This is a genomic window from Microbacterium sp. OR16 (assembly GCF_047306725.1).
Lineage (GTDB): Bacteria > Actinomycetota > Actinomycetes > Actinomycetales > Microbacteriaceae > Microbacterium.
The window spans coordinates 43,079-68,400 of sequence record NZ_JAZEXK010000002.1 but is presented as its reverse complement, the minus strand read 5'-3'; the positions used below and the strand labels follow the sequence as shown (position 1 = coordinate 68,400).

Here is a 25,322-nt window from a genome sequence, read left to right as displayed (position 1 = left end):
CACGACGAGAAGGCCGAGCACGGCGAAGGTGAGCAGCTGCCACCAGCGCATGTGAGGGCGCCGGCCCATGAACGACACCAGCAGCGTGATCTGCACGAGCAGCACGGCGATCAGCGCGCCGAACACCACCCAGAACACGATGTCCGCTGCGGTCTCGTACGTCTGCTCGCTGCGACCGGCTGTCACGGTCTTCGCCGACTCGGTGATCAGCGGCAGCAGATCCTTGCGGATCACGAAGAGGTACACGGCCGTGAAGCCCCCGAGGGCGAAGCTGGCGATCCACAGGAACTGACTGAACCGGATCGAGAACGGCGGAGTGGCCTTCACCATCACCGGCGCCGCGTTGGGGTTCGTCAGCGGGGGACGCGCCGGCAGCTCGCGGGAGCCGTACGGCGCGAACGCCCCCGCTGCGGCATCCCGTGGACGGGGGGCCGCAGCGGGATCCGAGCGCCGCGCCGCGTCAGTCATCCTCGACCGGGATCTCGACAGGCTGGTCGTCGATCGCGGCGCTCGCCGCGTCGGAATCGTACGTGTCCGCTCCGCCCGCGGTCATGTCGCCCTCCAGCAGATCGGCCGGTTCGGGGACGTCGGCGGGAGCCGGCGCCGGCTGCGCGGCGACCGGTGCCGGCTGGCCACCGGTCTGCGCTGCCGTGTCGACGGCCGCGCCCGCAGCCGCGGTCGCAGCGTCAGCAAGGTCGGAGCCGCCGTCGGCGGCGTCGTCGGGCTGTGCAGCATCCGGGGTCTCGCCGGATGCGCCGGCGTCGTCGCCTGCGGGCACATCGTCGGGCGTCTCGCCTTGCGTGCCGGTCTGATTGAAGCTTCCGTCGTTCGTCTCGTTCCCGATCGACACATCACCCATGGTCACGTCGACGTCCGAGTCGACCACGGTCGCGTCGCCGCCTGCGGCGACGGCGTTGTCGCCGGAGGCGACCACGGCATCCTGATCGAACACCTGGGTGACGTCACCGCCCTCCGTCCAGATGTTCTGATTGACCGACTGGTCGAGGATGGTCGAGCGCGCGTCGATGTTGGTCGTGTACTGCTGGATCATCCGCACGATCTCGCGCACGGCGACGTCGCCGGAGTGCTCGGCGGGCGACGGCGGGGGCGGCGGGCTCGTCTGATTGATGACGTGCGGGTGATCGATGATGACCGGCCTGACCGCGGCGACGTCCGCCATGCACACGTCCTCCAGCCCGTTCCGCGCCAGCGCGGCTTCTGGCGAGGCCACGAAGCCCTCGGCAGCGTCGGGATCGCGCAGCAGGCTCAGGATGAACGCGACGAGCGCATCCGCGATGGTCTCCACTGGCGATGTCATCTGCAGCACCCTTCGGCTTCAGTCGGATCAGCGTCACCGCGCCCGACGACAAGGACCCCGAGCAGTCGGGAACGATCGGTGAATGGCATGCTATGCGGGGCCGAACCCGCACGGCATCGGGGGTTTGCCCGATACCCGGATAGGGGTTCACGGGGGTTCGGTCGTGTGCCCCGCCCGAGCGTCGTTCTCACCGAGCAGGACGCGCAGCCGCGCGAGCATCTCGGAGCGCGAGGTGGCGCCGAGCCGTCGGCGGATATGGGCGATGTGGTGCTCGGCGGTGCGCGGCGAGATGAAGATCGATTCGCCGATCTCGGCGTAGGTCTTGCCCTGGAGCACGAGCCGCGCGACCTCGATCTCCCGGTCGCTGAGCACCTCCTCGGCTGCGGTGCGATCGACGGCCTCCGCGTCGCCGCCGGCGGTCGGCTCGGGGCGTCTCGTGCCGTCGGTGGGATGCAGTTCGCGCGCGCATGCCAGCAGCTGGGCGGCGATCCTGCGGTCGGGCGTTCGGGCGGCGCCATGACCCGCGAGGCGCGCCGCGTCCCACATCAGACCGACCGCTGCCAGCCCCTCGGCGGCGGCCATCACCGCATCCGCCGCCACCGAGCCTGCGAGCACATCCGTCCAGACGCGGCCGGCCTTGGCCATCCCCGCCGCCACGCGACTGTGCGGCGCGGCGGCGACGAGCGCCTTCGCATGCGGCGTCAGCCGATCGGGTCGGCTGAGCAGGATGCCCTGCTGGATGACCGCCCAGTGCAGGTGCGCGGTCCACAGCGGGGGACTGCCCAGCGCTTCGACCATCTGCAGCGCCGTGCGCACCTGCGGCTCGACGCGATCCGCGTCGCCGGCTCTGGTGCCGGCGGTGATCAGCTCTGCGACCGGATGCAGCAGGTACAGGTCGATGTCGGCGCGAAGCAGCACCGCTCTCGCACGCTGCCAGGCGGCATCCAGCCCCGACGCGTCTTCGTACCTGCGGGCGATGGCGACGCGAACCGCCTGGAGCAGCAGTGCATCGCGGGTCGAGAGGCGGGCGATGCCGGTCGTCTCGACACGCCGCAGCAGCTCTCGCGCCTCGGCCGGATGCGCGCGCTGCACGGCGACCCAGGCGCTCCACAGCAGCAGGCGCGTCTGCGCCCACGGGCCCCCGTGGCCGCCCTCGACAGCCTCATCGAGCACCGACTGCGCCGTGACCAGACGGCCGAGGTTCAGCGCCACGACCGCCGCGACCACCGCGGGCAGCTCGCACAGCGCATCGCTGCGCCCGGTTCTGGTGTACATCTCGGCTGAGCGCACCAGATCTGCAAGCGACGACTCCATGGCATCCGGAGCTGTCGTGGCCCGCAGGCCGCGGCGCAGCATCGTCGCCGAGACGGCGATGGCCGTCGGCAGCGGGGCCGGCGTCGAGGAGGAGGACGGATCCGCTTCGCCGACGCCCAGGGCGGCGACCGCCGCATTCGCCAGCGTCACCTGATCTGCGGGCGGGATCGCCTGATGCACGCGGTGCGCTTCGCGCATCATCGCCCGCGCCGACCACGTCGCCGCGGCGACCGCGCTGACCTCGGCCGGCACGTCGTCCGCAGAGCAGGCGATCGCGTCCTCCACGGCGGTCGACGCCTCGTCGAGGTCGCCGTTCGACCAGGCGGCCGCGGCGCGCCGCGCAGCCAGAGGGAGCTCCGGAGCACCGCACCGCAGCGCGGCGGTGTACAGCGCGGAGGCCCGGCGAGGATCCGTCCGCAGCATCCGGTCCGCGGTCGAGACGAGGGCCTCCGCCACTCGCGCGTCGCGCAGGGCGGGCAGCCCGTCGGGGTCTCGTAGGGATTCCGGGTGACGGATGCACAGGTCGATCAGTCGCCGCGTCGGCATTGCCCGGCGCACGGCGGTGCGCACGATGGGGGCGGCTTCGCCGCTGCGCACCAGCAGGCCGTGCGCGTATCCCCGCAGGGCCCAGTCGTCCGGCTCGCCGTCGGCGGAGTGCACGGTGCCGGGGGCGGCGATGCACACCTCCTCGATCCGCTCGCGCAGCCGCTCGTCGATCATGTCGAGGCGATGGATGATCAGTTCCGCGACCGAGTCGTCGAGGCTCTCGTGGTTGCGATCGTGAGCGCAGTCGCGGGAGTCGTGGTGCTGCACAGCGGCGGCCGCGAGCCAGGCCACGCCGCGCGTCGTCTGCACGATGTGCTCGATGCAGGTCTCGGGCAGGCGCCGGCCCCGCGCGTCGAGATGATCGATGATGTCGGCTCGGGTGACATGCCCGAGCACGATCGCCGGCGCATGCTGCTCGAGTCGTGCGGTGATCGCGCGAAGTGCGGGTCGCGCGGGCCACGGACGCTGCGCGATGATGAGCGAGGCCTCCGGATCCCGCGCGCGTTCGCCGAGATGCTGCAGCTGCGCGTCGGAGAGCAGGTGGGCGTCGTCGACAAGAAGGATCTGCTGCGCCGGCGCATCGGCGACCGTCGTCGGGTCGTCGTGCAGCATCCGCGCGTCTCGGGACTGCGACCTGAACAGCTCGTACAGCCGCTGCAGGCCACTCGATTTGCCTGCACCCGCTGTGCCGACCAGCACGACGCGCGGGGCGGTCTGGCCGATCGCACCGCGGACCGCCCCCATCTGGCGCTCCCAGCTGATGGGCGAGACGACCGGATCCGCATCGTCGAGCATGGCGATGGGCCGGGACATGGCAGCGGGCGGGGTCATGATCGGATGCCGGTCTCGGTTCAGAGGACCGCGTTCTCGGCTGAGGGATCGGATGCCGTCTGCGCCGGCTGCACGGGTGACTCAGCGGGCGCGGGGCCGGCACTCGTGTCTGCGGCTGCTGTCGCGACGGGCGCGGCGGCGGGCTCGGGTGCGGCCGGCTCGGGTGCGGGTTCAGTCCCGCTTCCCGGGGCGGGTTCGGGGGCGGGGTCCGGCGCGGGTTCCGGTGCCGGCTCTGGTGTCGGGTCGGATGTCGGCTCGGGGTCCGGTGCTGGGTCCGGCTGCGGCGCCGGCTCGGGCGCCGGCTCCGGTGCGGGAGCCGGTTCGTCGGGCTGGGTGGCCGGCGTGCCGGACGACGGCGGAGGCGCAGCCGTTCCGCCGCGCGGTGCCGACGGGGTGCTCGACGAGACCGGACGGGTCGAACCGCTGGCGTAGTCGGTCGTCGGCGGTTCGACGGTGCGTCCGCCGCTGCGTGGCGACGGCGCTGCCTCCTCGTCCCGGGACTCGCCGTCGGAGGAGTCGTCCGGGTCTGCCGGCGTGCCCGCGCCGTCTCGAGCACCCGACTCGGCGGCGGCTCCCGCGGCGGCTGCGACGGAGTATCCGGATGCCGGTCGCTGCACCGACGGCGATCCGCTGCCCGCCGGCTCGTCGGAGGAGGCTCCCTGGGCTCGGTCCGAGCCGCTGCCGAGCGGGGTCGTCGCGGCGAAGACCATGCCGGCGGCGACGATCACGGCGCCGGCGGCCAGGGTCGCAGCCGCACCGTACGGGATGCGCACGCGCACCGGGCGGCGTCTGACCGTCTGCGGCACCGGCGCCGGCTCGGGCACGAGGGGTGCGGCGAGCTCCCGCTCGGTCTGCAACGCGTGCCAGACGCGACTCGCGGCGGCCGACGCGGCGGCCAGCCCCGGATCGTCCGGCACGGTGAGTGGCACATCCAGCCGCGCTGACAGCATCTCCGCGACGAGCGGGATGCGGGCGCAGCCGCCGATCAGGATGACCTCGTCGAGATCCGCGACCGACAGGTGCTCGCCCTCCAGAGCCTGCTCCACCTCTTCCACGGTCCGCGCGATGGGCGCGGCTGCCAGGCTCTCGAGCTCAGACCGGGTGACGCGCACCGAGGTGCCCTGCCCGCCGAACGAGACCGGCACCGAGACGTCGGAGCTGTGCGACAGTCTCTCCTTCGCGGCGACCACGGCGTGACGAGCCGCGAGCATCTCGGGGCGCGTGCCGTCGACCACGGCGGATGCCGGAAGCATCGAGAGAATGTGCTGCAGCAGGGCGGAATCGATGTCGACCCCGCCGATGTCGCTCACCCGCGGCGCGCCGAGCATTCGACCGCCGCGCAGCAGCGAGGCCTCGAACGACGTGCCGCCGAGGTCGTATACGCAGACGGTGTGCGACCTGGAGTCGGCGCTCGCGTGCTGCTGCACCACCACCGGGGCTGCAGGCACGAGCATCGCGTCGAGGTCGAGTTCGCGCAGGCACCCGCGCACGGCATCGGCTCGGTGGCCGCACCACGACGTCGGGTGCACCAGGACGATGCTCGCGGGACGCGCGCCCTGCTGCGCCGCCACGGTGCCGACGATCCACAGCACCATTCGGGCGAGAAGCTCTTCGGATCCGATGGCGAAGCCACCCACCACGAGCGGCACCGCATCGCCGATGCCGCGGGTGAACCCGTGCACGGCGCGCTCAGGCCGCTCGCGTTCACGCTGCTCGGCCTCTGCGCCGAAGACCGCATCACCGTCCGCGGTGATGAAGGCGAGCAGGGGTATGTCGACCCGCTCGCCTCCCACAGCGAAGGGTGCCACCTGCAATTCGTCGTGCGCAGCGCCGCCGGCGATGACCGTTCTCACTCCGGTCGTGCCCACGTCGAGCGCGAGTACGTACTCGCCCATCAGATCCGCCGATTTCCCCAGTATCCATCCTTGGATGCCGCTCACCATACGCCGATCCTCGACCGAGTGGAAGGGCGATCTACTCGGATGGGCGGATCCCGCCCGCGCGCAGCGGAGCGCCGGATCGCGTCGTCGGCGTCGACGCGGAATAGGGTTCTCAGGTGACCTCCGATCTCCCCACCCGCACTGCCGCTCTCGCGAACGCGGCACGCGGCGGGATCGCCTACACGGTCGGCGCCTATCTGCTCTGGGGAGCCCTCCCGCTGTACTTCCTGGCGCTGGTGCCGACCGGTCCGTGGGAGGTCGTGGCCTGGCGGGTGCTGCTCTCGTTCGTCTTCTGCTGCATCCTGCTCACGGTCATGCGCGGATGGCCGGCCCTCATCGCCGTCGTGCGTCAGCCGCGACTGCTGTGGTGGACAGCACTGGCCGGGGTGCTCATCTACGTCAACTGGCAGACATTCCTCATCGGCACGCTCACGGGCCACGTCATCGAGACCAGTCTCGGCTACTTCATCAACCCGATCTTCACTGTGCTGCTGGGCGTCTTCGTGCTGCGCGAGCGGGTGCGTCCGCTGCAGTGGATCGCGATCGGCGTTGCCGCGCTCGCCGTGATCGTTATCGTCGTCGCGTACGGGTCGTTCCCGTGGATCGCGCTGACGCTCACCGCCTCATTCGGCATCTACGGGCTCGTGAAGAAGCAGATCGGCGCGGCGGTGGATGCCACGAGCGGGCTCACGCTCGAATCGTTCTGGCTCATCCCGATCGCCGTCGTGACGCTCGTCATCGTCGGCCAGACCGACGGCATCACCTTCGGTCAGGTCTCACCGCTGCACACCCTGCTCGTCGCCGGCGCCGGCATCGCCACCGCAGTGCCGCTGCTGCTGTTCGCCGCCGGCACGCGGCGGATCGACCTGAGCCTGGTCGGGATGCTGCAGTTCATCACCCCGATCATGCAGTTCGTCGTCGGCTGGGCGCTGCTGGGCGAGCCCATGCCGCTCGAGCGATGGATCGGCTTCATCATCGTGTGGATCGCAATCGCCGTGTTCGTCGCCGACCTGCTGCTGCACGGTCGTCGCACACGCGCGGTGGCAGTCGCTGACACCGTCTGAGCGGGGTCCGCCACGCCCGGGACGATCGTTAGGCGACCGAGACAGAACGCGCGCATGCGAACCAATAGGGTGAGATCACCCGAAGTGGAAATCCACGTTCAGTTACGCAAGGGAGCAACATGAACGCAATGAAGGGCTCGCGTCCCGCGAGGATCTTCGCGGCGGCCGCGATGGTCAGCGCCTCCGCACTCATCATCGCCGGCTGCAGCAGCACGCCCTCGGACAACTCCTCCGACGACGGTGGCAAGAAGCCGTCCGCCGACCTCACCCTGAAGCTCGGATCCCTGCTGCCGCAGACCGGCTCGCTCGCCTTCCTCGGCCCGCCGATGTCGTCCGGCGTGGGCCTGGCGGTCAAGGAGATCAACGAGGCGAACGCCGGCATCAAGGTCGAGCTCACCGCCGAAGACGAGGGCGACACCGACACCAAGGCGTACGAGACCTCGATCACCAAGCTGCAGGGAGCGGGCGTCACCGCGATGGTCGGTGCCGCGGCATCCGGTGTCTCGCGACTGATCCTCGACGGCAACGTCAACGCGGGCATCCTGCAGATCTCGGCGTCGAACACCGGCCCCGACTTCACCGACTGGGACGACAACGGACTCTACTTCCGCACCGCGCCCAGCGACCTGCTGCAGGGCGAGGTGCTCGGCAACCTCATCGCCGAGGACAACCGCAAGACGCTCGGCATCATCTACCAGAACGACGCCTACGGCACCGGTCTCGACGCTGCCATCAAGGAGACGTTCGAGAACGCCGGCGGCAAGGTCGTCGCCGAGGCCTCGTACAACGTCGGCGACGCGCAGTTCGACGCTCAGGTCGAGACGATCAAGGCGCAGAACCCCGACGCCGTGGCGATCGTGTCGTTCGACCAGTTCAAGACGATCGGTCCGCTGCTGGTGAACGCCGGCATCACGGCCGACAAGTTCTACATGGTCGACGGAAACCTGTCGGACTACGGCGACGAGATGCCGGTGTCGCTCGAGGGCGCGCAGGGCACCAAGGCCGGCCCTGTACTCGAAGACGATTTCGTCGAGCGCCTGCAGACGTACTGGACGGGCGAGGGCAACCCCGAGGTGAAGGACTTCACCTACGCCGGTGAGGCCTACGACGCAGCCGTCCTGGTCGCGCTCGCGTCGCTCGCCGCGGGCTCGACCGAGGGCGCCGACATCGCCGCCAAGATGCAGGAGATCTCGGGCGGCTCGGGCGACGGTGAGAAGTGCACCTCGTTCGCCGAGTGCGCCAAGATCATCAACGACGGAGGCACCGCCGACTACGACGGCTACTCCGGTGAGGTGACCTTCGACGAGGCGGGCGACCCGCAGGGCGCCACGATCGGCATCTACAAGTACAAGGCCGACAACACCATCGAGCGCACCAACTGACATCGCTCACGAAGAAGGCCCCGGGTGCTCGCATCCGGGGCCTTCTTCACGCCCGAAGCGTCGGGCGGGCATGGATGAGGGGGTGGATGCCCGGGCATCCACCCCCTCATCGGTCGTGTCAGGCGGCGTCCTGGCCCAGGGTTCCGAGATACAGGCCGATCACCTTCGGGTCGTTCAGCAGGTCGCGGCCGGTGCCCTCGTAGGCGTCGCGGCCCTGGTCGAGCACGTATCCGCGGTCGCAGATCTGCAGGCAGCGACGCGCGTTCTGCTCGACCATGATCGTCGTCACGCCGGCCTTGTTGATGTCGGAGACGCGGATGAACGCATCGTCCTGGCGGACGGGGGAGAGGCCGGCCGAGGGCTCGTCGAGCAGCAGCACCGACGGGTCCATCATCAGCGCGCGCGACATCGCCACCATCTGGCGCTCGCCGCCCGACAGCGAGCCGGCTCGCTGGTTCAGGCGCTTGCCCAGCTCGGCGAAGATGCTGCTGACGAACTCGAGCCGCTCGGCGTAGATCTTCGAGTTCTGGTACAGGCCCATCTGCAGGTTCTCGGCGATCGTCAGCGAGGGGAAGACGTTGTTCGTCTGCGGCACGAAGGCCACTCCGCGCGCCACGAGCTTGTCGGCCTTGAGGCCGACGATGCTCTCCCCGTTGACGGTGATGTCGCCCTGACGCACGTTGACCATGCCGAAGATCGCCTTCAGCAGCGTCGATTTGCCCGCGCCGTTCGGACCGATGATGCCGATGAGCTCACCCTGGCGTGCGACGAGATTGGCGCCGTTGAGGATGTTCACCCCCGGCAGATATCCGGCGTGCACGTCCTTCAGCTCGACGACGACGGAGGCGTCGGTTGAGGCATCCATCACTTGTCCTCCTCTTCGGCTTCCAGCTCGGCCTCGGTCTCGATCTTCTCCCGGATGCGGGTGGCGGCGGCGGTGTCGCCTGGCATCACCGGGATGCGGCCGGTGACCACACCCAGATCGACGTCCTGATGAGCGCCCAGGTAGGCGTCGACGACAGCGGGGTCGTCCATGACGGTCTCGGGCGGGCCCTCGGCGACGACGCGGCCCTCGGCCATGACGATCACCCAATCCGCGATGTGGCGCACCATGTGCATGTCGTGCTCGACGAAGAGCACGGTCATGCCCTGCTCCTTCAGATCGAGGATGTGATCGAGCAGCGACTGCGTCAGCGCGGGGTTGACGCCCGCCATCGGCTCGTCGAGCATGACCAGCTGCGGGTCGCTCATGAGGGCACGTGCCATCTCGAGCAGTTTGCGCTGTCCGCCCGAGAGCGAGGCCGCGAAGTCCTTCTCCTTGGCGTCGAGCTTGAAGCGGCGCAGCAGCTCGCGGGCGCGCTCCTCGATCTGAGCCTCCTGGCGGCGCCAGAGAGCCGGAATCAGGCTCGCCCAGAAGCCCTCGCCCTTCTGCTTGGTGGCGCCGAGCTTCATGTTCTCGAGCACGGTCAGCAGCGACAGCGACTTCGTGAGCTGGAAGGTGCGCACCTGGCCCATCCTGGCCACCTTGAAGGAGGGGATGCCAGACAGGTTCTTCCCGTCGAAGCTCCACGTGCCGCTGTTCGGCTTGTCGAAGCCGCACAGCAGGTTGAACAGGGTCGTCTTGCCGGCACCGTTCGGGCCGATCAGTGCCGTGATGGCGTTTCGAGGCACCTCGACGTGCTCGACATTGACTGCGGTCAGCCCGCCGAAGTGCCGCTCGACGGCGTCGACGACGAGGATCGGGTCGACCTTCGCCACGCCGGGAGCCGCGGGGCCCTTCGCCAGTCCGGTCGTCTTCGGACGCCGGACGCTGCCGGTCACCGGCGCCGCATCGGCGCCGGGAACCTGCTCGGGGGTGTTCTCACTTGACAAAGGTCATCTCCCTCTTGTCTCCGAGGATGCCCTGCGGGCGGAAGATCACGAGCAGCATCAGCGCCACGCCCACGAAGATGAACACGAGGGTCGAGGCCTGGCTCGACGACATCGGAAGGATGCCGGTGCGGGCCATGCTCGGCAGCAGGTTGGCGAGGAACGCGAAGACGACCCAGAAGAGGATCGCACCGAGCGTCGGGCCGAAGACGGTCGCGGCGCCGCCGAGCAGCAGGATCGTCCACAGGAAGAAGGTCAGCGACGTCGTGTAGCTGCCCGGCACGACGGCTGAGGGGAGCACGAAGACGATCCCGCCCGCGGCACCGATCACGCCGCCGACCACGAGCGCCTGCATCTTGTAGGCGAACACGTTCTTGCCGAGCGAGCGGACGGCGTCCTCGTCTTCGCGGATGCCCTTGAGCACGCGGCCCCAGGGGCTGCGCATGAGCGCCCAGACGAGCAGCACGGCGACGCCCAGCAGCACCACGCCGAACACGCGGTTCCACAGGTCGTTCGCCGTGTACGTCCACGGGCCGAACCCATACGTGCCGTCGGGGAAGGGGTTCGCGTCGCGGAACCCGCCGTTGTACTGCGCGAGCCCGTCGGCGGAGTTCGTCCACTCGTCGAACAGCTGCGTGGTGAACAGCAGCCGCACGATCTCGCCGGCGGCGATGGTGGCGATGGCGAGGTAGTCGGCGCGCAGGCGCAGAGTCGGGATGCCGAGCAGCACGGCGAACAGTGCGCCGCCCAGCAGCCCGATCAGCATGCCCACCCACCAGGGCAGGCCGAAGCTGAGCACCGAGATCGCGTACCCGTAGCCGCCGACCGCCATGAACGCCGCCATGCCGAAGTTCAGCAGACCCGCGTAGCCGAAGTGCACGGCCAGTCCGGTCGCGGCCAGCGCGTACGCGATGGTGACGGGGCTGAACAGGTAGACGGCCGTGTTGGAGAAGATGCTTCCGAAGTCCATGTCAGCCCAGCCTTTCCTTGCGTCCGAGCAGACCCTGCGGCCTGACCAGCAGGATCACGATCAGCACGACGAGAGCGCTCGCGTACTTCAGGTCCGACGGGATCCACAGCGTCGAGACCTCGACCGCGATGCCGACGATGAGTGAGCCGACCAGCGCCCCGAACGCGGTGCCGAGACCTCCGAGGGTGATCGCGGCGAAGATGAGCAGCAGCATCTGCATGCCCATGTCCCACTTCACACCCGGGCGGAAGTACGCCCACAGGATGCCCGAGATGGCCGCCAGCAGACCGGACAGGATCCACACGTAGCGGATCACCCGGTCGACGTCGATGCCCGAGGCGGCCGCGAGCTGCGGATTGTCGGAGATGGCCCTGGTCGCCTTGCCGATGCGAGTGCGGGTGAGGAACCACGCCACAGCCAGGATCACGACGATGCTCACGCTCATGGCGATGATGTCGATGTACGACAGCGAGATCGGGCCGAACTGGATCGGCGCGGGGCTCGCGCCGGGCAGCTGACGGGTGCCGCCGCCGATGAAGTACTGGAAGAGGTAGCGCAGCGCGAGCGAGAGGCCGATGCTCACGATCATGAGCTGCACCACGCCGAGGCCCCGGCGGCGCAGGGGACGCCACAGCGCGGCATCCATGCCCCAGCCCAGCAGACCGCCGGCGATCACTGCGGCGATGATGCCGATCCAGAAGGGCAGCTGCCACACGGTCGTCGTGACCAGCGCGACCAGGCCGCCCCAGGTGACCATCTCGGCGTGCGCGAAGTTCGACAGCCGCGTCGTGCCGTAGATGAGCGCCGCGCCCATCGAGGCGAGCGCGAGCAGCAGCCCGAAGTTCAGGCCGCCGACCAGTCGCGAGAGCAGCTGATCGAGAAGCGAGATCGTGATGCGCTCGCCCTCGCCGAGGAAGAGGTTGACGATCTTCGTGCCGGTCAGGCCGAACTCCGCCTCGAACTCGCCGCTCGTCCCGGCGACGGGCTCCACGCCGTCGGGCAGGTTCTCCGCGTCGACGATCACGCCCTCGGGAAGGGTGTCCTCGTCGACTGCGATCGTGTACTTGTCCTTCTCGGGCACGTACAGGCGCCACTTGCCCTCGGCGTCGGTCTTGGTCTTGCCCTCGAAGCCGCCGCCCTTCACCGACAGACCGACGCCCTCGATCGGCTCGTCGTCGTAGGTGATGTTCCCGGCGAAGTAGAAGTCGGTGACCTCCTGGCCGTCAGGCGTCGTCTCGGCGTGCGCGGCACCGGCCGGCGATCCGAAGACGAGGAAGGCGGCGAGCAGCGTCGCGAGCAGCGCGAGCACACCGTTCCGGGGGCGCTGAAGCGCCACAGTTCTGAGTCCCACGCATCCTCCACATCGAGTGCATCGAGCGACTTCGGGTCGTCGCTCCGCTTGGACGTCGCACTGAGCGTATCCCGTCGTCGGCGCGTATCGCACCAACCGTGTCCTGATCGGAATGTCGGGAGTGTCCGACGCGGCGTTCTCGGCGTTCTCGGAATAACGCGGCCCCCGACGCGCTTAGAATCTATACACCGCGGGTCACGCCTCCTCCGGTCGCCGACGCCCCCGCGCATCCGCCATTCGATCGCGCCTCCGGCGCAGAGGAGCACGCTTCCATGCAGCAGCACGACCCGTTCGGTTTCGTCGGACTCACCTACGATGACGTGCTCCTGCTTCCCGGGCACACCGACGTCATCCCCAGTGAGGCCGACACCTCCTCGCGGATCACACGGCGCATCTCGGTGGCCACCCCGCTGCTCTCCAGCGCGATGGACACCGTCACCGAGGCCCGCATGGCGATCGCGATGGCCCGCGAGGGCGGCATCGGCATCCTGCACCGCAACCTCTCGATCGCCGACCAGGCATCGCAGGTCGACCGGGTCAAGCGCAGCGAGTCGGGCATGATCACCGACCCGATCACGACGACCGCCGATGCGACCGTCGAAGAGGTCGACAACCTGTGCGCCCGCTACCGCATCTCCGGCCTGCCCGTCGTCGACGACGAGGGCCATCTCGTGGGCATCGTCACCAACCGCGACATGCGGTTCGTGTCGGGCTTCGAGCGTCAGACCACTCTGGTCAAGGACGTCATGACGAGCGAGAACCTCGTCACCGCTCCGGTCGGCGTCGCCGCGGGCGAGGTCATCGCCCTGTTCGCGAAGCACCGCGTCGAGAAGCTGCCGCTCATCGACAGCGACGGCAAGCTCGCCGGGCTGATCACGATCAAGGACTTCGACAAGAGCGAGAAGTACCCGCTCGCCACCAAGGACGACCAGGGCCGGCTGCGTGTCGGCGCCGCCATCGGCTTCTTCGGCGACGCGTGGGAGCGTGCCGAGGCGCTGCGGGATGCCGGTGTCGACATCCTCGTCGTCGACACCGCGAACGGCCAGTCGCAGGGCGTCATCGAGCTCGTCAAGCGGCTCAAGGCCGACCCGACCTTCGAGCACATCGACATCGTCGGCGGCAACGTCGCGACCCGCGAGGGCGCTCAGGCTCTGGTGGATGCCGGCGTCGACGCCGTCAAGGTCGGCGTGGGCCCGGGCTCGATCTGCACCACGCGCGTGGTCGCCGGCGTGGGCGTGCCACAGGTGACGGCGGTCTACGAGGCATCCCTCGCCGCCGGCCCCGCCGGTGTGCCGGTGATCGCCGACGGCGGTCTGCAGTACTCCGGCGACATCGCCAAGGCGCTGGTCGCCGGCGCTGACGCCGTCATGCTGGGCTCGCTGCTGGCCGGCACCGACGAGTCGCCGGGAGAGATCGTCTTCCAGTCGGGCAAGCAGTTCAAGCAGTACCGGGGCATGGGCTCGCTGGGCGCGATGCAGACGCGCGGCAAGCAGACCTCGTACTCCAAGGACCGGTACTTCCAGGCCGACGTCCCCAGCGACGACAAGCTCATCCCCGAGGGCATCGAGGGCCAGGTGCCTTACCGCGGCCCGCTCTCGGCCGTGGCGTACCAGCTGATGGGCGGTCTGCGTCAGTCGATGTTCTACGTCGGCGCACGCACCATCGACGAGCTCAAGGCGCGCGGACGCTTCGTGCGCATCACGGCCGCGGGGCTCAAGGAGTCGCACCCGCACGACGTGCAGATCGTCGTCGAGGCGCCCAACTACAAGAAGTGAGCCGACCTCGGGTCGGCTCGGGTCGCGCGGACCGGCATCCGCTTTCCGGTCCTGCGCTCGCGTGTTCCCTGCACCGGATGACGGCGCTTCGGCGCCCGACGCGAGACGCGCAGCCCCGCCACTAGAGTGAGCCGCATGCGCTCAGCGTCGACAACGCTCACTCGCGGCCGGATCACCCGCTACGCCATCGGCTCGCTCGGCACCGGCGGCTTCGCCACGCTGCCCGGCCTGGTGCTCGTCTACTACCTGACCGACTCCCTGGGCGTGACGGCGCTCGCCGCCGGTGCGATCGTCACGGGAGCCAAGGTGTGGGACGTGCTGATCGACCCGGTGATCGGCGGGCTGAGCGACACCGCGCTCGCGCGATCGGGATCGCGGCGCGGGCTCATGCTGATCGGCTCGATCGGTCTGCCGATCGCGTTCGTGCTGACCTTCGCCGTTCCCGCGGGACTCGGACCGGTGGCATCCGGCTTCTGGGTGCTCATCGCGTTCATGCTCGCAGCGACATGCTTCAGCCTCTTCCAGGTGCCGTACATCGCGCTGCCCGCCGAGCTGACCGACGACTACCGTGAGCGCACTCGCCTGCTCACCTGGCGCGTGGTCATGCTGACCGTGGCGATCCTGCTCTTCGGCGCGGGCGGACCCGAGATCCGCGGGATGTTCGGCGACCCGCTCCTCGGCTACCTCGTGATGGCGGCCGTGGCAGCCGTGCTGCTCGGCGCCGGGCTGTTCGTCGCCTCGACCGTCGCGCCGACCCGCCCGATGCTGCCCGTGCGACCCGGTGCGTCGATCGCGACGCACTACCGTGACGGACTCGACGCGCTGCGCGAGAGCCAGCCGTTCCGTGTGCTGCTGGGCGCGTTCATGCTGCAGGGGCTGGCGACCGGGCTCATGCTCGCCGCCGCGCAGTTCGTGGCGCGCTGGGTGCTGGGCGACGAGGGTGCGGTGACGCCGCTGTTCGTCGCGCTGATTGCTCCCGCCCTGCTGATGGCCCCGGTGTGGAAGCTCGTCGCCGACCGCATCGGCAAAGAGCGCGGCTTCCGCATCGCCAGCACGGCGTTCCTCGCCGCGACGGTGGTGCTCGGCCTGATGGTGTGGATGCCTGGATGGTGGATCCTCGCACCGGTCGCCCTCGCCGGCGCGGCGTACGCCGGCATGCAGACCCTGCCGATGGCGATGCTGCCCGACGTCATCGCGCACGACCGCACGGTGGCCGGCCATGACAATCGCTCCGGTGTGTTCAGCGGCGTGTGGACGGCCGGTGAGACGACGGGCATGGCGCTGGGTGCGACCGTGCTCTCGATCGTGCTCGCGGTGACCGGCTACATCGAGACGACGGCTGCGGTCGAGGTCGCCCAGCCGGATGCCGCGGTAACGGGGATCGCGGTGGCGTTCAGCCTGCTGCCGGCGGCGCTCATGCTGCTGAGCCTCGTCGCGCTGGCTCGGTACCGGCTGCGCGAGCGCGACATCATCGGGACGTCGGCGTGAGCGACATCCTCGATCGCCTGCGTCGGATGCGCGCCGCCGACGCGCCGACGCACGGCGGACACGTGCTGTCATATGTCTACGACTCGGGCCTCGGCGAACTGGACGAGCTGGCTGACGCCGCCGCCCGTCTCGCGCGGCCGCTGAACGGACTCGACCCGACGGTGTTCCCGTCGATCGCGGCGATGGAGCGGGATGTGATCGGCTTCACCCGCCGGATGCTGCACGGCAGGCGCTCCGTCGTCGGCACCGTCACCAGCGGAGGAACCGAGAGCTGCCTGCTGGCCGTGAAGACGGCGCGCGATCTGTGGCGGCTGTCGCACGGCGGGTCGGCCGGGCGTCCCCGGCTGCTGGCCCCGGCCACCGCGCACGCGGCGTTCATCAAGGCCGCGCAGCTGTTCGACCTCGAGTTCGACGCGGTGCCGTGCTCGCCGGACGGTGTGCTCGCGGCGTCCGATCTGATCGACCGGCTCGACGACGACGTCGCCCTCGTCGTCGTGTCGGCGCCGTCGTACCCCACCGGCACGCTCGATCCGATCGCGGAGGTCGCGGCCGCGGCATCGGCTCGCGGGATCTCCTGCCATGTCGACTCCTGCTTCGGCGGGTTTGTGCTGCCGTGGTGGCCCGGCCTGCCGGCCTGGGACTTCCGCGTGCACGGGGTGACGAGCATCTCGGCCGACCTGCACAAGTACGGCTACGCGCCGAAGGGAGTGTCTGTGCTGCTGCAGCGCGGACGGCGTCGCCATCGCGCGCAGTTCTTCGCTACGACCGGGTGGGCGGGCTATCCCGTGGTGAACCCGACCCTGCTCGGCTCACGCTCGGCATCGCCGCTCGCCGCGGCGTGGGCGATCACCCAGCATCTCGGCGACGACGGGTATCGGCGGCTCACGGACTCGATCGGACGGGTAGCGCTGGCCGTCAGTGCGGCGGTCGACGGCATCCCGGGGCTGCGCGTGATCGGTGACCCGGTCGGGCCGGCGATCGCGCTCGGCTCGGACGACAGCGTGCCCGTGGCTGAGCGCGTCGACCCTCACCGCCTCGCCGATGCGCTGGTGTTGCACGGCTGGAAAATCCAGCCGCAGCCCGGGCTCGTGCAGCAGGACGGGGTGCGCATCGCGCACAGCGCGCACCTCACCCTGACCCCCGTGCTCGAATCGCAGGTCGAGGAGTTCGCGCGCGCGCTGGCGGAGGCGGCCGACGAGGTGCGCGGCCGGCCCGCCGCCGACCCGAAGATGATGCTGGCGGCGCTGCGAATGCTGGGTTACGGCGAGGGCGGGCGTGTTCCCGGTCCCGCCGCGGCGTGGCGGCTGCTGCGGCTCGCCGGCGCGGGATCGGTGTCGGCGGATCAGCCGATGGCCATGCTCATGGCGTTGATCGAGCGGGCTCCGCGGCCGGTGGCCGAGGCGCTGCTGACCGAGCTGCTCGCGCGCATGTCCGAGCCGTGACGCCCGCGCCCTCCTGGGCCTGGGTCGAGCACGCTGAGAACAGGCCCGTTGCCGAGAGCATCCCGTATGCCCGAGCATCCGTCCTGATCTGAAGAACCAGCCTGTTCTCGAACCGAGCGCTCTGATCACCGTCGCCGCGCGAGGTGCAGCCCCTGAGCCACGGCGTTGACGATGGTCTGCTGCACATAGCCGGGGTCGAACATGACCTGCTGGTAGTCGAAGCGGAGCACCGTGTAGCCCAGCAGGGTGAGACGGGCATCCTGGCGGAGATCTCGCCGCCGATCCTTCGCACTGCTGTGGAATTCGAAGCCGTCGAGCTGCACCACCAGCCGGTCGCCGATGAGCGCATCGACCCGATGCCCGTCGATGATCACCTGCTGACGCACCTCGAGGCCGCAGGAGCGGCAGATGCGGATGAAGGCCGTCTCGACCCCGGAATCCGACAGCGCTCCGACCATCTCGAGCACGATGTCCACAGCCGTGCTGTGCCATGCGGTGCGGCGCAATTGCGGGAGGGTCACGAGCGTCCTGCGCAGAGCCGACTCCCAGACCGCCGACGCGTCCGGCGGTTCCAAGCAGCGCCCGACGTGGTAGAGCACGTTCAGGATGGGGTCTTCGACGGCGAAACGTGCGACCGGCGCGGGGCCTGCGGACCAGTGCAGCACTCGGCCGGGCGCGCTGATGCGGGAGGAGGACGACGGTACGGCGACGTGCATCCTTTCGTCGGCCACCGACCACAGCCCCAGGTGCTTGGCGGCGGTCACGCATGTCACTCGCCCGCTCACCTCGGCGGCAGCCCTTCGTTCGGCCGAGCACTGCGCCGACACCAGCCACGAGCGTCTGACCCGCTCGAGCAGTCCTGCATCCACGGCCTGTCGCATCTCGTGATTCGTGTACCCCGCTGCGCGCAGCTCACTGGTGTGCGCGATGCCGGCGCGCTGTCGCATCCACGTCATGATCGGAGCCCTCATCCTTCGACGATGGCCGGGGCAGGTGAAGATCAGACTCTCGTTCCGCGCGAACCGTGGACAGGTAGCCCAGGAGCGAGGATGTGCAGGAGAACTGGCGGCAATCGAGTACAGGTTGGCTGCCGATGACAGGACAGATGGACGGAATTCGACCTGTTCTCGGTGTTGGGCCTGTTCTCGGTGTCTGAGCGGGTAGCGCTGGCGGGCAGCGGCGAGCGCGGCAGGCGGGTTCCGGCCCGGCGGCGACGCCGACGCCGAGCGGGGCCATCGGGCCACCACGGGTAGGCTGGAGGGGTGAGCATGGACATCGAGATCGGCCGAGGCAAGCGCGCGCGCCGCGCGTACACGTTCGACGACATCGCGGTGGTCCCATCGCGACGCACCCGCAACCCCGCCGACGTCTCGACCGCATGGACGATCGATGCGTTCTCGTTCGACATCCCCGTGCTCGGCGCCCCGATGGACTCCGTCGTCAGCCCCGCCACCGCCATCGCGCTCGGCAGGCTCGGCGGGCTGGGCGTGCTGGACCTCGAGGGCCTGTGGACGCGCTACGACGACCCGCAGCCTCTGCTCGACGAGATCGCCGCGCTGCCCGCCGAGAACGCGACCGTGCGGATGCAGCAGCTGTACTCCGAGCCGATCAAGCCAGAGCTCGTGAAGCAGCGCCTCGCCGAGATCCGCGAGGCGGGCGTCACGGTCGCCGGCTCGCTGACGCCCCAGCGCACCCAGGAGCTGTACGAGACCGTCGTCGCCGCCGGCGTCGACCTGTTCGTCATCCGCGGCACGACGGTGTCGGCCGAGCACGTCTCCAGCGCCCTCGAGCCGCTGAACCTGAAGAAGTTCATCTACGACCTCGACGTGCCCGTCATCGTCGGCGGCGCCTCCACCTACACCGCCGCCCTGCACCTCATGCGCACGGGAGCGGCGGGCGTGCTCGTCGGCTTCGGCGGGGGAGCGGCGTCGACCACGCGCGTGACCCTTGGCATCCACGCCCCGATGGCGACCGCCGTGTCGGATGTCGCCGCGGCCCGCCGCGACTACCTCGACGAGTCGGGCGGCCGCTACGTGCACGTCATCGCCGACGGCGGCGTAGGCACGTCCGGCGACATGGTGAAGGCCCTCGCGATGGGTGCGGATGCCGTGATGCTGGGTGTCGCGCTGTCGCGCGCGACGGATGCCCCCGGCCAGGGCTTCCACTGGGGCGCCGAGGCGCACCACCCCGAGCTTCCCCGCGGCCGCCGCGTCGAGGTCGACCGCGTCGCCGACCTGGAGCGGATCCTGTTCGGGCCCGCCCCCGTCGCCGACGGGACTGCCAACCTCATCGGCGCCCTGCGCAAGTCGATGGCGACCACGGGATACTCCGACCTGAAGGAGTTCCAGCGGGTCGAGGTCGTCCTCGCGCCATACGAGCTGGGATGACCGAGCAGCAGCCCGCCGCCGCGCAGGAGTTCCCGCCGACGCTGCGCGAGGTGATGCTGCGGGGGCGCTGGATCGGCGTGCTCCTGCTCTGCCTCGTGATCGCCGGCATCTTCGCGTGGCTCGGTCAGTGGCAGCTGGCACGCGCCATCGACACCGACCCGCCGCCGCCCGGCGCCACCGAGCAGGTGCGCCCGCTCACCGACGTGATCGAGCCGGGTCAGTACCTGCCTGAGCCGCTCGGCGGGCAGAAGGTCACGACGAGCGGCGAGTGGGTGGCCGAGGACTTCATCGTGATCTCGTCCCGGTTCAACGGCGGCGCCGACGAGGGGTACTGGGTCACCGGCCAGCTGCGAGTGGCCGATCGCACGTCGCTCGCCGTCGCGCTCGGCTGGGCGCCGACGCGCGAGCAGGCGGATGCCGCGGCCGCGGCCCTCGCCGAACAGGATGTATCCCGGGCCCAGCTCACCGGGCGGCTGATCGACGATGAAGGTGTCGAGCTGCCACCTGCCGACGACATCTACGCTCTGACGCGGATGTCGCCCGCGGCGCTCCTCGGCCAATGGCACGACGTCGATCAGCTCGACGTGTACCGCCCGTATCTGGCATCCCTCACCGCCCCGGCCGGACTCGTCGACATCGACTCCCCGGCGCCCGAGGAGAAATCGCCCGTCAATTGGCTGAACATCTTCTACGCGGCCGAGTGGGCGATCTTCGCCGGCTTCGCGTTCTACCTCTGGTACCGCCTGGCGAAGGATGCCTGGGAGCGCGAGGTCGAGGAGTTCGAGGACGCGCGCGGCTGAGACGACGTGCCGGTGACCATCCGGTGACCGGCGCGCGAATCCTCTTGCCCGATGTCGGACGTGCGGCCTATGGTCGCTTTCATGCGCGAGCGCGTGCTCGAGCGTCTGACGGTGGATCCACGAGATCCCCGGCCAACCCAGAATGAGGAGACGGCATTCATGATGCACACCCCTGCCGACCGGAACGCGCCTGTTCCGGTCGCCCATCAGAGGAGGCGGGGGCGCATCGCGACGCTCGCGCTGACCACGGCGTTCACGATGAGCATGGGTTCGCTCATCGCCGCGCCGGCCTTCGCGAACGTCGACGGCATCGGCGTCGTGATCAACGAGGCCTACCTGTCGGGCGGCAGCGCCGGCGCCGCGTTCAAGAACAAGTTCATCGAGCTGTACAACCCGACCGACAAGGACGTCGTGCTCGACGGGATGTCGCTGCAGTACCGCGCGGCGGGAAGCTCCGGTGCATCGCACGGGGTCGTCGCGCTCACCGGCACCATCAAGGCCGGCGGCTACTTCCTCGTTCAGGCGAGCAGCAACGGCGCGGCGGGTGCCGCCCTGCCCGCACCTGACCAGACCAGCACCCTCGCCCCCAGCGGCACCACCGGCACGATCGCCCTCGTGCAGGGCGCCAAGGCGGTCACCCTGCCGGTCGGCAACGCCGCCGGAGCGGACGGCATCGTCGATCTGCTCGGCTACGGCGGCTCCAACACGTTCGAGGGCACGGTCGCCTCCGCCCCGGCCGGCAACACCGACGTGAAGTCGCTGAACCGCGCAGACGGCAAGGACACCGACGACAACGGGGCCGACTTCGCGCTCTCCGCGACGATCACCCCCACCGCCTCCGGCAGCACGGAGCCCGAGCCCGACCCGGACCCCGAGCCGGAGCCTGGTGAGAAGGTCAGCATCGCCGACGTGCAGGGCACCGGCGACGTCTCGCCGTACAAGGGCAAGACCGTCACCGTCGAGGGCGTCATCACCGCCGACCATCGCACGGGCGGTTACAAGGGAATCGTCATCCAGACCGCCGGATCCGGCGGAGCCGACGACATGACGCCGAACGCGTCCGACGGCATCTTCGTCTTCGTCGACGGGAAGACCGTTCCCGGCGCGATCGGAGACCTCGTCTCGGTCACGGGCGTCGTCGACGAGTACTTCGGCCAGACGCAGATCGCTCCGTCAGCGACATCCGGCGTCTCGGTCGTCACCGCGGGAGTCGGCGTGCCCGCCCTCACCCCGCTGCCGACGAGCGTCGTCGGCACGGCGCGCGAGGCGTACGAGAACATGCTCGTGCTGCCCACCGGCGACTACCTCGTCGCCTCCAGCCACCAGCTGTTCAACTACGGCACGCTGTGGCTGAACCCCGGCGAGCTCAACGTCAAGGGCACCGAGCTGAAGCGGCCCGGCGCCGAGGCGGATGCCATCGCCGCGGCGAACCGCGCAGACCGCATCCTGCTCGACGACGGCTACAACATCCAGGTGAGCAACAAGGACCACCTGAACGACCAGCCCTACTTCACCAAGGACGCGGTCGTGCGAAACGGCGACGCAGTCGACTTCGGCGGAAAGGGACTCGTGCTGCAGTACGGCTTCGACGACTGGCGCCTGCAGCCGGTGAAGCCGCTCGACAGCGCGTCGCCGGATGCCGAGAAGTTCGGCTTCACGTCGAAGAATCCGCGCCCCGAGGTGCCCTCGGTGGGCGGCGATGTGAAGATCGCCTCGTTCAACGTCTACAACTACTTCACGACGCTGACCAGCCAGAACCCCGATGCCCGCGGGGCGAAGACCGCGGCGGAGTTCGCCATCCAGAAGTCGAAGATCGTCTCGGCGATCAACACACTGGATGCCGACGTCGTCTCGCTCATGGAGATCGAGAACTCGGTGAAGCTGGGCGAGCCCGCCGACACCGCGCTCGCCGACCTCGTCGACGGGCTGAACGCCGAAGCCGGCAACGACGTGTGGGCGTACGTGCCCACGCCGAAGTCGCTGCAGAATGCGGCGACCACCGACTTCATCACGAACGCGATCATCTACAAGGCCAAGGAGGTGAAGCCCGTCGGCGACGCGCAGACCATCGACGACGAGACGGTGTGGGGCAACGCCCGCGAGCCGATCGCCCAGGCCTTCGACGCCGACGGCCGCACGGTCACGGTGATCGCCAACCACTTCAAGTCGAAGTCGGGCAGCGGCACGCAGCCGGCCGACGGGCAGGGCTTCTTCAACGCCGACCGGGTGAAGCAGGCGCAGTCGCTGCTGTCGTTCACCGACCGGCTGAAGAAGACCAACGGCGACGACATGCTGCTGATCGGCGACTTCAACGCCTACGGCCATGAGGACCCGATCGACGTGTTCACGTCGAAGGGCTGGGTCGACACGGTGCCCGCGCACTCGCCGGGCAGCTACACCTACACGTTCGACGGCGAGCTGGGCTCGCTCGACCACGTGATCGCCTCGCCGTCACTGGCCAGGTCGATCACCGGGGCCGACGCGTGGACCATCAACTCGCCCGAGTGGAGCGACCGCGGCTACGCCTACGGCGCCACCGAGACGGGCACCCCCTACCGCTCGAGCGACCACGACCCGATCCTCGTCGGCGTCTCGGCGACCGAGCCGCCGGTGAGCATCGACATCGCCACGATCAACGACTTCCACGGTCGCATCGAGGCCGATGGCAAGGCAGCCGGTGCAGCAGTGCTGGCCGGTGCGGTGAAGTCGGTGCGCGAAGCCAACCCGAACACGATCTTCGCCGCGGCCGGCGACCTGATCGGCGCGTCGACGTTCACCTCGTTCATCCAGGACGACAACCCGGCGATCGACGCCCTCAACGCCGCCGGCCTCGAGGTCAGCGCCGCCGGCAACCACGAGTTCGACCAGGGCTGGGCCGACCTGCGCGACCGCGTGCAGGAGCGGGCCGACTGGGAGTACATCTCGTCGAACGTGTTCCTCAAGGGCGCCGACCAGACCGCCCTCGCCCCGTCGTGGGTGAAGGAGGTCGACGGGGTGCGCGTCGGCTTCGTCGGCGCGGTGACCGAAGAGCTCGACTCGCTCGTGTCTCCGGCCGGCATCGCCGATCTCGAGGTGCGCGACATCGTCGACTCGGTGAACGAGGCGGCGGCGAACCTCCGCGACGGCGACGACGCCAACGGCGAAGCCGACGTGATCATCCTGCTGGTGCACGAGGGAGCGACCACGGTCTCGGTCGACAGCATCACCCCCGAGTCGGCGCTGGGTCAGATCGTCTACGGCGTCGACGACGACGTGAACGCGATCGTCTCGGCCCACACCCACCTCGCCTACAACCACGTCATCGACGGCCGCCCGGTCGTGTCGGCGGGTCAGTACGGCGAGAACATGGGCGTGATGAACCTGCAGGTCGACCCGAAGAAGAACGAGCTGATCTCGATCACCAACCAGATCCGTCCGCTGGCTGGCAACTACCAGCCGGTCGCCGAGGTGCAGGCCATCGTCGACGCCGCCAAGAAGGAGGCCGACGTGCTCGGCGCCGTCAAGGTCGGCGACATCACGGCCGACTTCAACCGCGCTCGACAGGCCGACGGCACCGAGAACCGCGGAGGCGAGTCGACCATCGGCAACTTCGTCGCCGACGTGCAGAAGTGGGCCACCGGCGCCGACGTGGCGCTGATGAACCCGGGCGGCATCCGCGCCAACCTCACCTACGCCTCGTCGAACGCGAACGATCCCGACGGCAACGTGACGTACCGCGAGGCGGCGACGGTGCAGCCGTTCGCCAACACGCTGGTCACCACGCAGCTCACCGGCGCGCAGCTGAAGGCAGTGCTTGAAGAGCAATGGCAGCCGGCGGGCGCGAGTCGTCCGTTCCTCAAGCTCGGGGTGTCGGAGGGGCTGTCGTACACCTACGATCCCACCGCAGCCCAGGGCGAGCGCATCACGTCCATCACGCTGAACGGAGCGGCGCTCGACCCGGCCGCCTCGTACACGATCGCCGCGAACTCGTTCCTGGCGGCGGGTGGAGACAACTTCTTCACCCTGGCGAAGGGCACGAGCGCGAAGGACACCGGCAAGATCGACCTGCAGTCGATGGTCGACTGGTTCGACGCCAACAAGACGGCGAGCCCCGACCTCGACCAGCGTGCCGTGGGCGCCTCGATCACGCCGGCGCCCGGCGCTGACGGCTACCAGGCGGGCGACGTGGTGACCGTGTCGCTGTCGTCTCTCGCGTTCAGCGCGGGCGAGCAGGTGCCGACCACGGTCGATCTGTCGCTCGGCGGCGTCTCGGTGGGCTCGGCCGCGGTCGATGCGTCCATCGTCAGCACCACCGACGAGATCGGTCGGGCGAGAATCCAGTTCACCGTGCCGGCCGGATCGGCAGGTGCCCCGCTCGTCGCGACGCCGAACGTGGGCGCCCCGGTGACGCTGCCGTTCACGGTGGCCGCCGACGAGCCAGAACCCGGACCGTTCGAGGGCACCATCCAGACGGGTTCGTCGAAGGTCAGCGCCGGCGGCACCCTCGCGGTGACGGGCGAGCGCTTCACCCCTGGTGAGACCGTGACCGTCGAGCTGCGACCCAAGAAGGGGCAGGCCGTGCAGGTCGGCACCGTGCAGGTCGCAGACGACGGGACGTTCTCGACGACCGTGCGGGTGCCGAAGAGCACCCAGCCGGGCAAGTACACGCTGGCCGTGATGCAGGCAGACGGCGACGCGGCCACCGCCACGGTGCACGTCAACCGCGCCGGCGGTCTGGGCGGCATCATCCAGCAGATCTTCGACTGGATCTGGGACCTGCTCACCCGCTGGTGATCACGACCCTGTCAGCGAGGGCCGCCGGGCATGCGTCCGGCGGCCTTCGCCGTATCACCGCGGCGGCTAGAA

Annotated in this window: 16 protein-coding genes; 8 read left to right on the top strand and 8 right to left on the bottom strand. The window is 69.7% G+C overall.

Features of this window, described 5'->3' with window-relative positions:
• Positions 1–460: 460 nt before the first annotated feature.
• From V2S05_RS10960 to V2S05_RS10950, 3 genes are all read right to left on the bottom strand, one after another.
• Positions 461–1,318 (bottom strand): IniB N-terminal domain-containing protein, encoded by an 858-nt coding sequence (locus V2S05_RS10960; RefSeq protein WP_413635336.1) that lies wholly within the window; start codon positions 1,316–1,318, stop codon positions 461–463.
• Positions 1,319–1,465: 147 nt separating this feature from the next.
• Entirely contained in the window at positions 1,466–4,009 is a 2,544-nt protein-coding gene (locus V2S05_RS10955; RefSeq protein ID WP_413635334.1) for a LuxR C-terminal-related transcriptional regulator, read from the bottom strand.
• A 20-nt stretch (positions 4,010–4,029) separates the two neighbouring features.
• The gene (locus V2S05_RS10950) at positions 4,030–5,904 is read right to left on the bottom strand and encodes an Hsp70 family protein (protein ID WP_413635332.1); all 1,875 of its coding nucleotides are present in this window, start codon (positions 5,902–5,904) and stop codon (positions 4,030–4,032) included.
• Positions 5,905–6,065: 161 nt separating this feature from the next.
• On the opposite strand from V2S05_RS10950, the gene rarD reads away from it, so the two are divergent.
• Together rarD and V2S05_RS10940 are read left to right on the top strand one after the other, a co-directional pair.
• The gene (gene rarD / locus V2S05_RS10945; RefSeq protein ID WP_413635330.1) at positions 6,066–7,013 is read left to right on the top strand and encodes an EamA family transporter RarD; all 948 of its coding nucleotides are present in this window, start codon (positions 6,066–6,068) and stop codon (positions 7,011–7,013) included.
• 119 nt (positions 7,014–7,132) lie between these two features.
• Positions 7,133–8,395, top strand: a complete 1,263-nt coding sequence (locus tag V2S05_RS10940) for an ABC transporter substrate-binding protein (protein WP_271638389.1) — start codon at positions 7,133–7,135, stop codon at positions 8,393–8,395.
• A gap of 118 nt (positions 8,396–8,513) precedes the next feature.
• On the opposite strand, the gene V2S05_RS10935 is transcribed toward V2S05_RS10940, so the two are convergent.
• From V2S05_RS10935 to V2S05_RS10920, 4 genes are read right to left on the bottom strand one after another with little or no spacing between them, the layout of a single operon-like run.
• Positions 8,514–9,260, bottom strand: a complete 747-nt coding sequence (locus tag V2S05_RS10935; protein WP_413635327.1) for an ABC transporter ATP-binding protein — start codon at positions 9,258–9,260, stop codon at positions 8,514–8,516.
• Entirely contained in the window at positions 9,260–10,216 is a 957-nt protein-coding gene (locus tag V2S05_RS10930) for an ABC transporter ATP-binding protein (RefSeq protein WP_413635924.1), read from the bottom strand. The genes V2S05_RS10935 and V2S05_RS10930 overlap by 1 nt, the downstream gene beginning before the upstream one ends.
• A 40-nt stretch (positions 10,217–10,256) precedes the next feature.
• Positions 10,257–11,234 carry a branched-chain amino acid ABC transporter permease gene (locus tag V2S05_RS10925; protein ID WP_271638387.1) on the bottom strand — a complete coding sequence of 326 codons (978 nt, stop codon included), beginning with the start codon at positions 11,232–11,234 and terminating at the stop codon, positions 10,257–10,259.
• A gap of 1 nt (position 11,235) precedes the next feature.
• Positions 11,236–12,585: an ABC transporter permease subunit gene (locus tag V2S05_RS10920; protein ID WP_413635326.1), complete on the bottom strand. Its 1,350-nt coding sequence runs from the start codon at positions 12,583–12,585 to the stop codon at positions 11,236–11,238.
• A gap of 272 nt (positions 12,586–12,857) precedes the next feature.
• On the opposite strand from V2S05_RS10920, the gene guaB reads away from it, so the two are divergent.
• From guaB to V2S05_RS10905, 3 genes are all read left to right on the top strand, one after another.
• Positions 12,858–14,360 carry an IMP dehydrogenase gene (gene guaB / locus V2S05_RS10915; protein WP_413635325.1) on the top strand — a complete coding sequence of 501 codons (1,503 nt, stop codon included), beginning with the start codon at positions 12,858–12,860 and terminating at the stop codon, positions 14,358–14,360.
• Between the two features lie 135 nt (positions 14,361–14,495).
• Positions 14,496–15,848 carry an MFS transporter gene (locus tag V2S05_RS10910; protein ID WP_413635323.1) on the top strand — a complete coding sequence of 451 codons (1,353 nt, stop codon included), beginning with the start codon at positions 14,496–14,498 and terminating at the stop codon, positions 15,846–15,848.
• On the top strand, positions 15,845–17,290 hold the full coding sequence (locus V2S05_RS10905; protein WP_413635321.1) for a pyridoxal phosphate-dependent decarboxylase family protein: 1,446 nt from the start codon (positions 15,845–15,847) through the stop codon (positions 17,288–17,290). Before V2S05_RS10910 ends, V2S05_RS10905 begins: the two co-directional genes overlap by 4 nt.
• 125 nt (positions 17,291–17,415) lie before the next feature.
• Here V2S05_RS10905 and V2S05_RS10900 read toward each other — a convergent pair whose 3' ends face one another.
• Positions 17,416–18,261 (bottom strand): DUF559 domain-containing protein, encoded by an 846-nt coding sequence (locus V2S05_RS10900; protein WP_413635320.1) that lies wholly within the window; start codon positions 18,259–18,261, stop codon positions 17,416–17,418.
• Between the two features lie 297 nt (positions 18,262–18,558).
• Between V2S05_RS10900 and V2S05_RS10895 the strand changes: the two genes are divergently transcribed.
• The 3 genes from V2S05_RS10895 (at position 18,559) to V2S05_RS10885 (ending at position 25,250) form a co-directional block, all read left to right on the top strand.
• Positions 18,559–19,677 carry a GuaB3 family IMP dehydrogenase-related protein gene (locus tag V2S05_RS10895; RefSeq protein WP_413635922.1) on the top strand — a complete coding sequence of 373 codons (1,119 nt, stop codon included), beginning with the start codon at positions 18,559–18,561 and terminating at the stop codon, positions 19,675–19,677.
• The gene (locus tag V2S05_RS10890; RefSeq protein ID WP_271638382.1) at positions 19,674–20,477 is read left to right on the top strand and encodes an SURF1 family cytochrome oxidase biogenesis protein; all 804 of its coding nucleotides are present in this window, start codon (positions 19,674–19,676) and stop codon (positions 20,475–20,477) included. Before V2S05_RS10895 ends, V2S05_RS10890 begins: the two co-directional genes overlap by 4 nt.
• Positions 20,478–20,636: 159 nt before the next feature.
• Positions 20,637–25,250: an ExeM/NucH family extracellular endonuclease gene (locus tag V2S05_RS10885; RefSeq protein WP_413635319.1), complete on the top strand. Its 4,614-nt coding sequence runs from the start codon at positions 20,637–20,639 to the stop codon at positions 25,248–25,250.
• The last annotated feature ends 72 nt before the right edge of the window (positions 25,251–25,322 follow it).

What these genes read in the sequence shown, in the direction of transcription:
- V2S05_RS10960 (WP_413635336.1), bottom strand. Translation starts at nt 1,318, where the DNA reads ATGACATCGCCAGTGGAGACCATCGCGGATGCGCTCGTCGCGTTCATC.
- V2S05_RS10955 (WP_413635334.1), bottom strand. Translation starts at nt 4,009, where the DNA reads ATGACCCCGCCCGCTGCCATGTCCCGGCCCATCGCCATGCTCGACGAT.
- V2S05_RS10950 (WP_413635332.1), bottom strand. Translation starts at nt 5,904, where the DNA reads ATGGGCGAGTACGTACTCGCGCTCGACGTGGGCACGACCGGAGTGAGA.
- V2S05_RS10940 (WP_271638389.1), top strand. Translation starts at nt 7,133, where the DNA reads ATGAACGCAATGAAGGGCTCGCGTCCCGCGAGGATCTTCGCGGCGGCC.
- V2S05_RS10935 (WP_413635327.1), bottom strand. Translation starts at nt 9,260, where the DNA reads ATGGATGCCTCAACCGACGCCTCCGTCGTCGTCGAGCTGAAGGACGTG.
- V2S05_RS10925 (WP_271638387.1), bottom strand. Translation starts at nt 11,234, where the DNA reads ATGGACTTCGGAAGCATCTTCTCCAACACGGCCGTCTACCTGTTCAGC.
- guaB (WP_413635325.1), top strand. Translation starts at nt 12,858, where the DNA reads ATGCAGCAGCACGACCCGTTCGGTTTCGTCGGACTCACCTACGATGAC.
- V2S05_RS10910 (WP_413635323.1), top strand. Translation starts at nt 14,496, where the DNA reads ATGCGCTCAGCGTCGACAACGCTCACTCGCGGCCGGATCACCCGCTAC.
- V2S05_RS10900 (WP_413635320.1), bottom strand. Translation starts at nt 18,261, where the DNA reads ATGAGGGCTCCGATCATGACGTGGATGCGACAGCGCGCCGGCATCGCG.
- V2S05_RS10895 (WP_413635922.1), top strand. Translation starts at nt 18,559, where the DNA reads ATGGACATCGAGATCGGCCGAGGCAAGCGCGCGCGCCGCGCGTACACG.
- V2S05_RS10890 (WP_271638382.1), top strand. Translation starts at nt 19,674, where the DNA reads ATGACCGAGCAGCAGCCCGCCGCCGCGCAGGAGTTCCCGCCGACGCTG.
- V2S05_RS10885 (WP_413635319.1), top strand. Translation starts at nt 20,637, where the DNA reads ATGATGCACACCCCTGCCGACCGGAACGCGCCTGTTCCGGTCGCCCAT.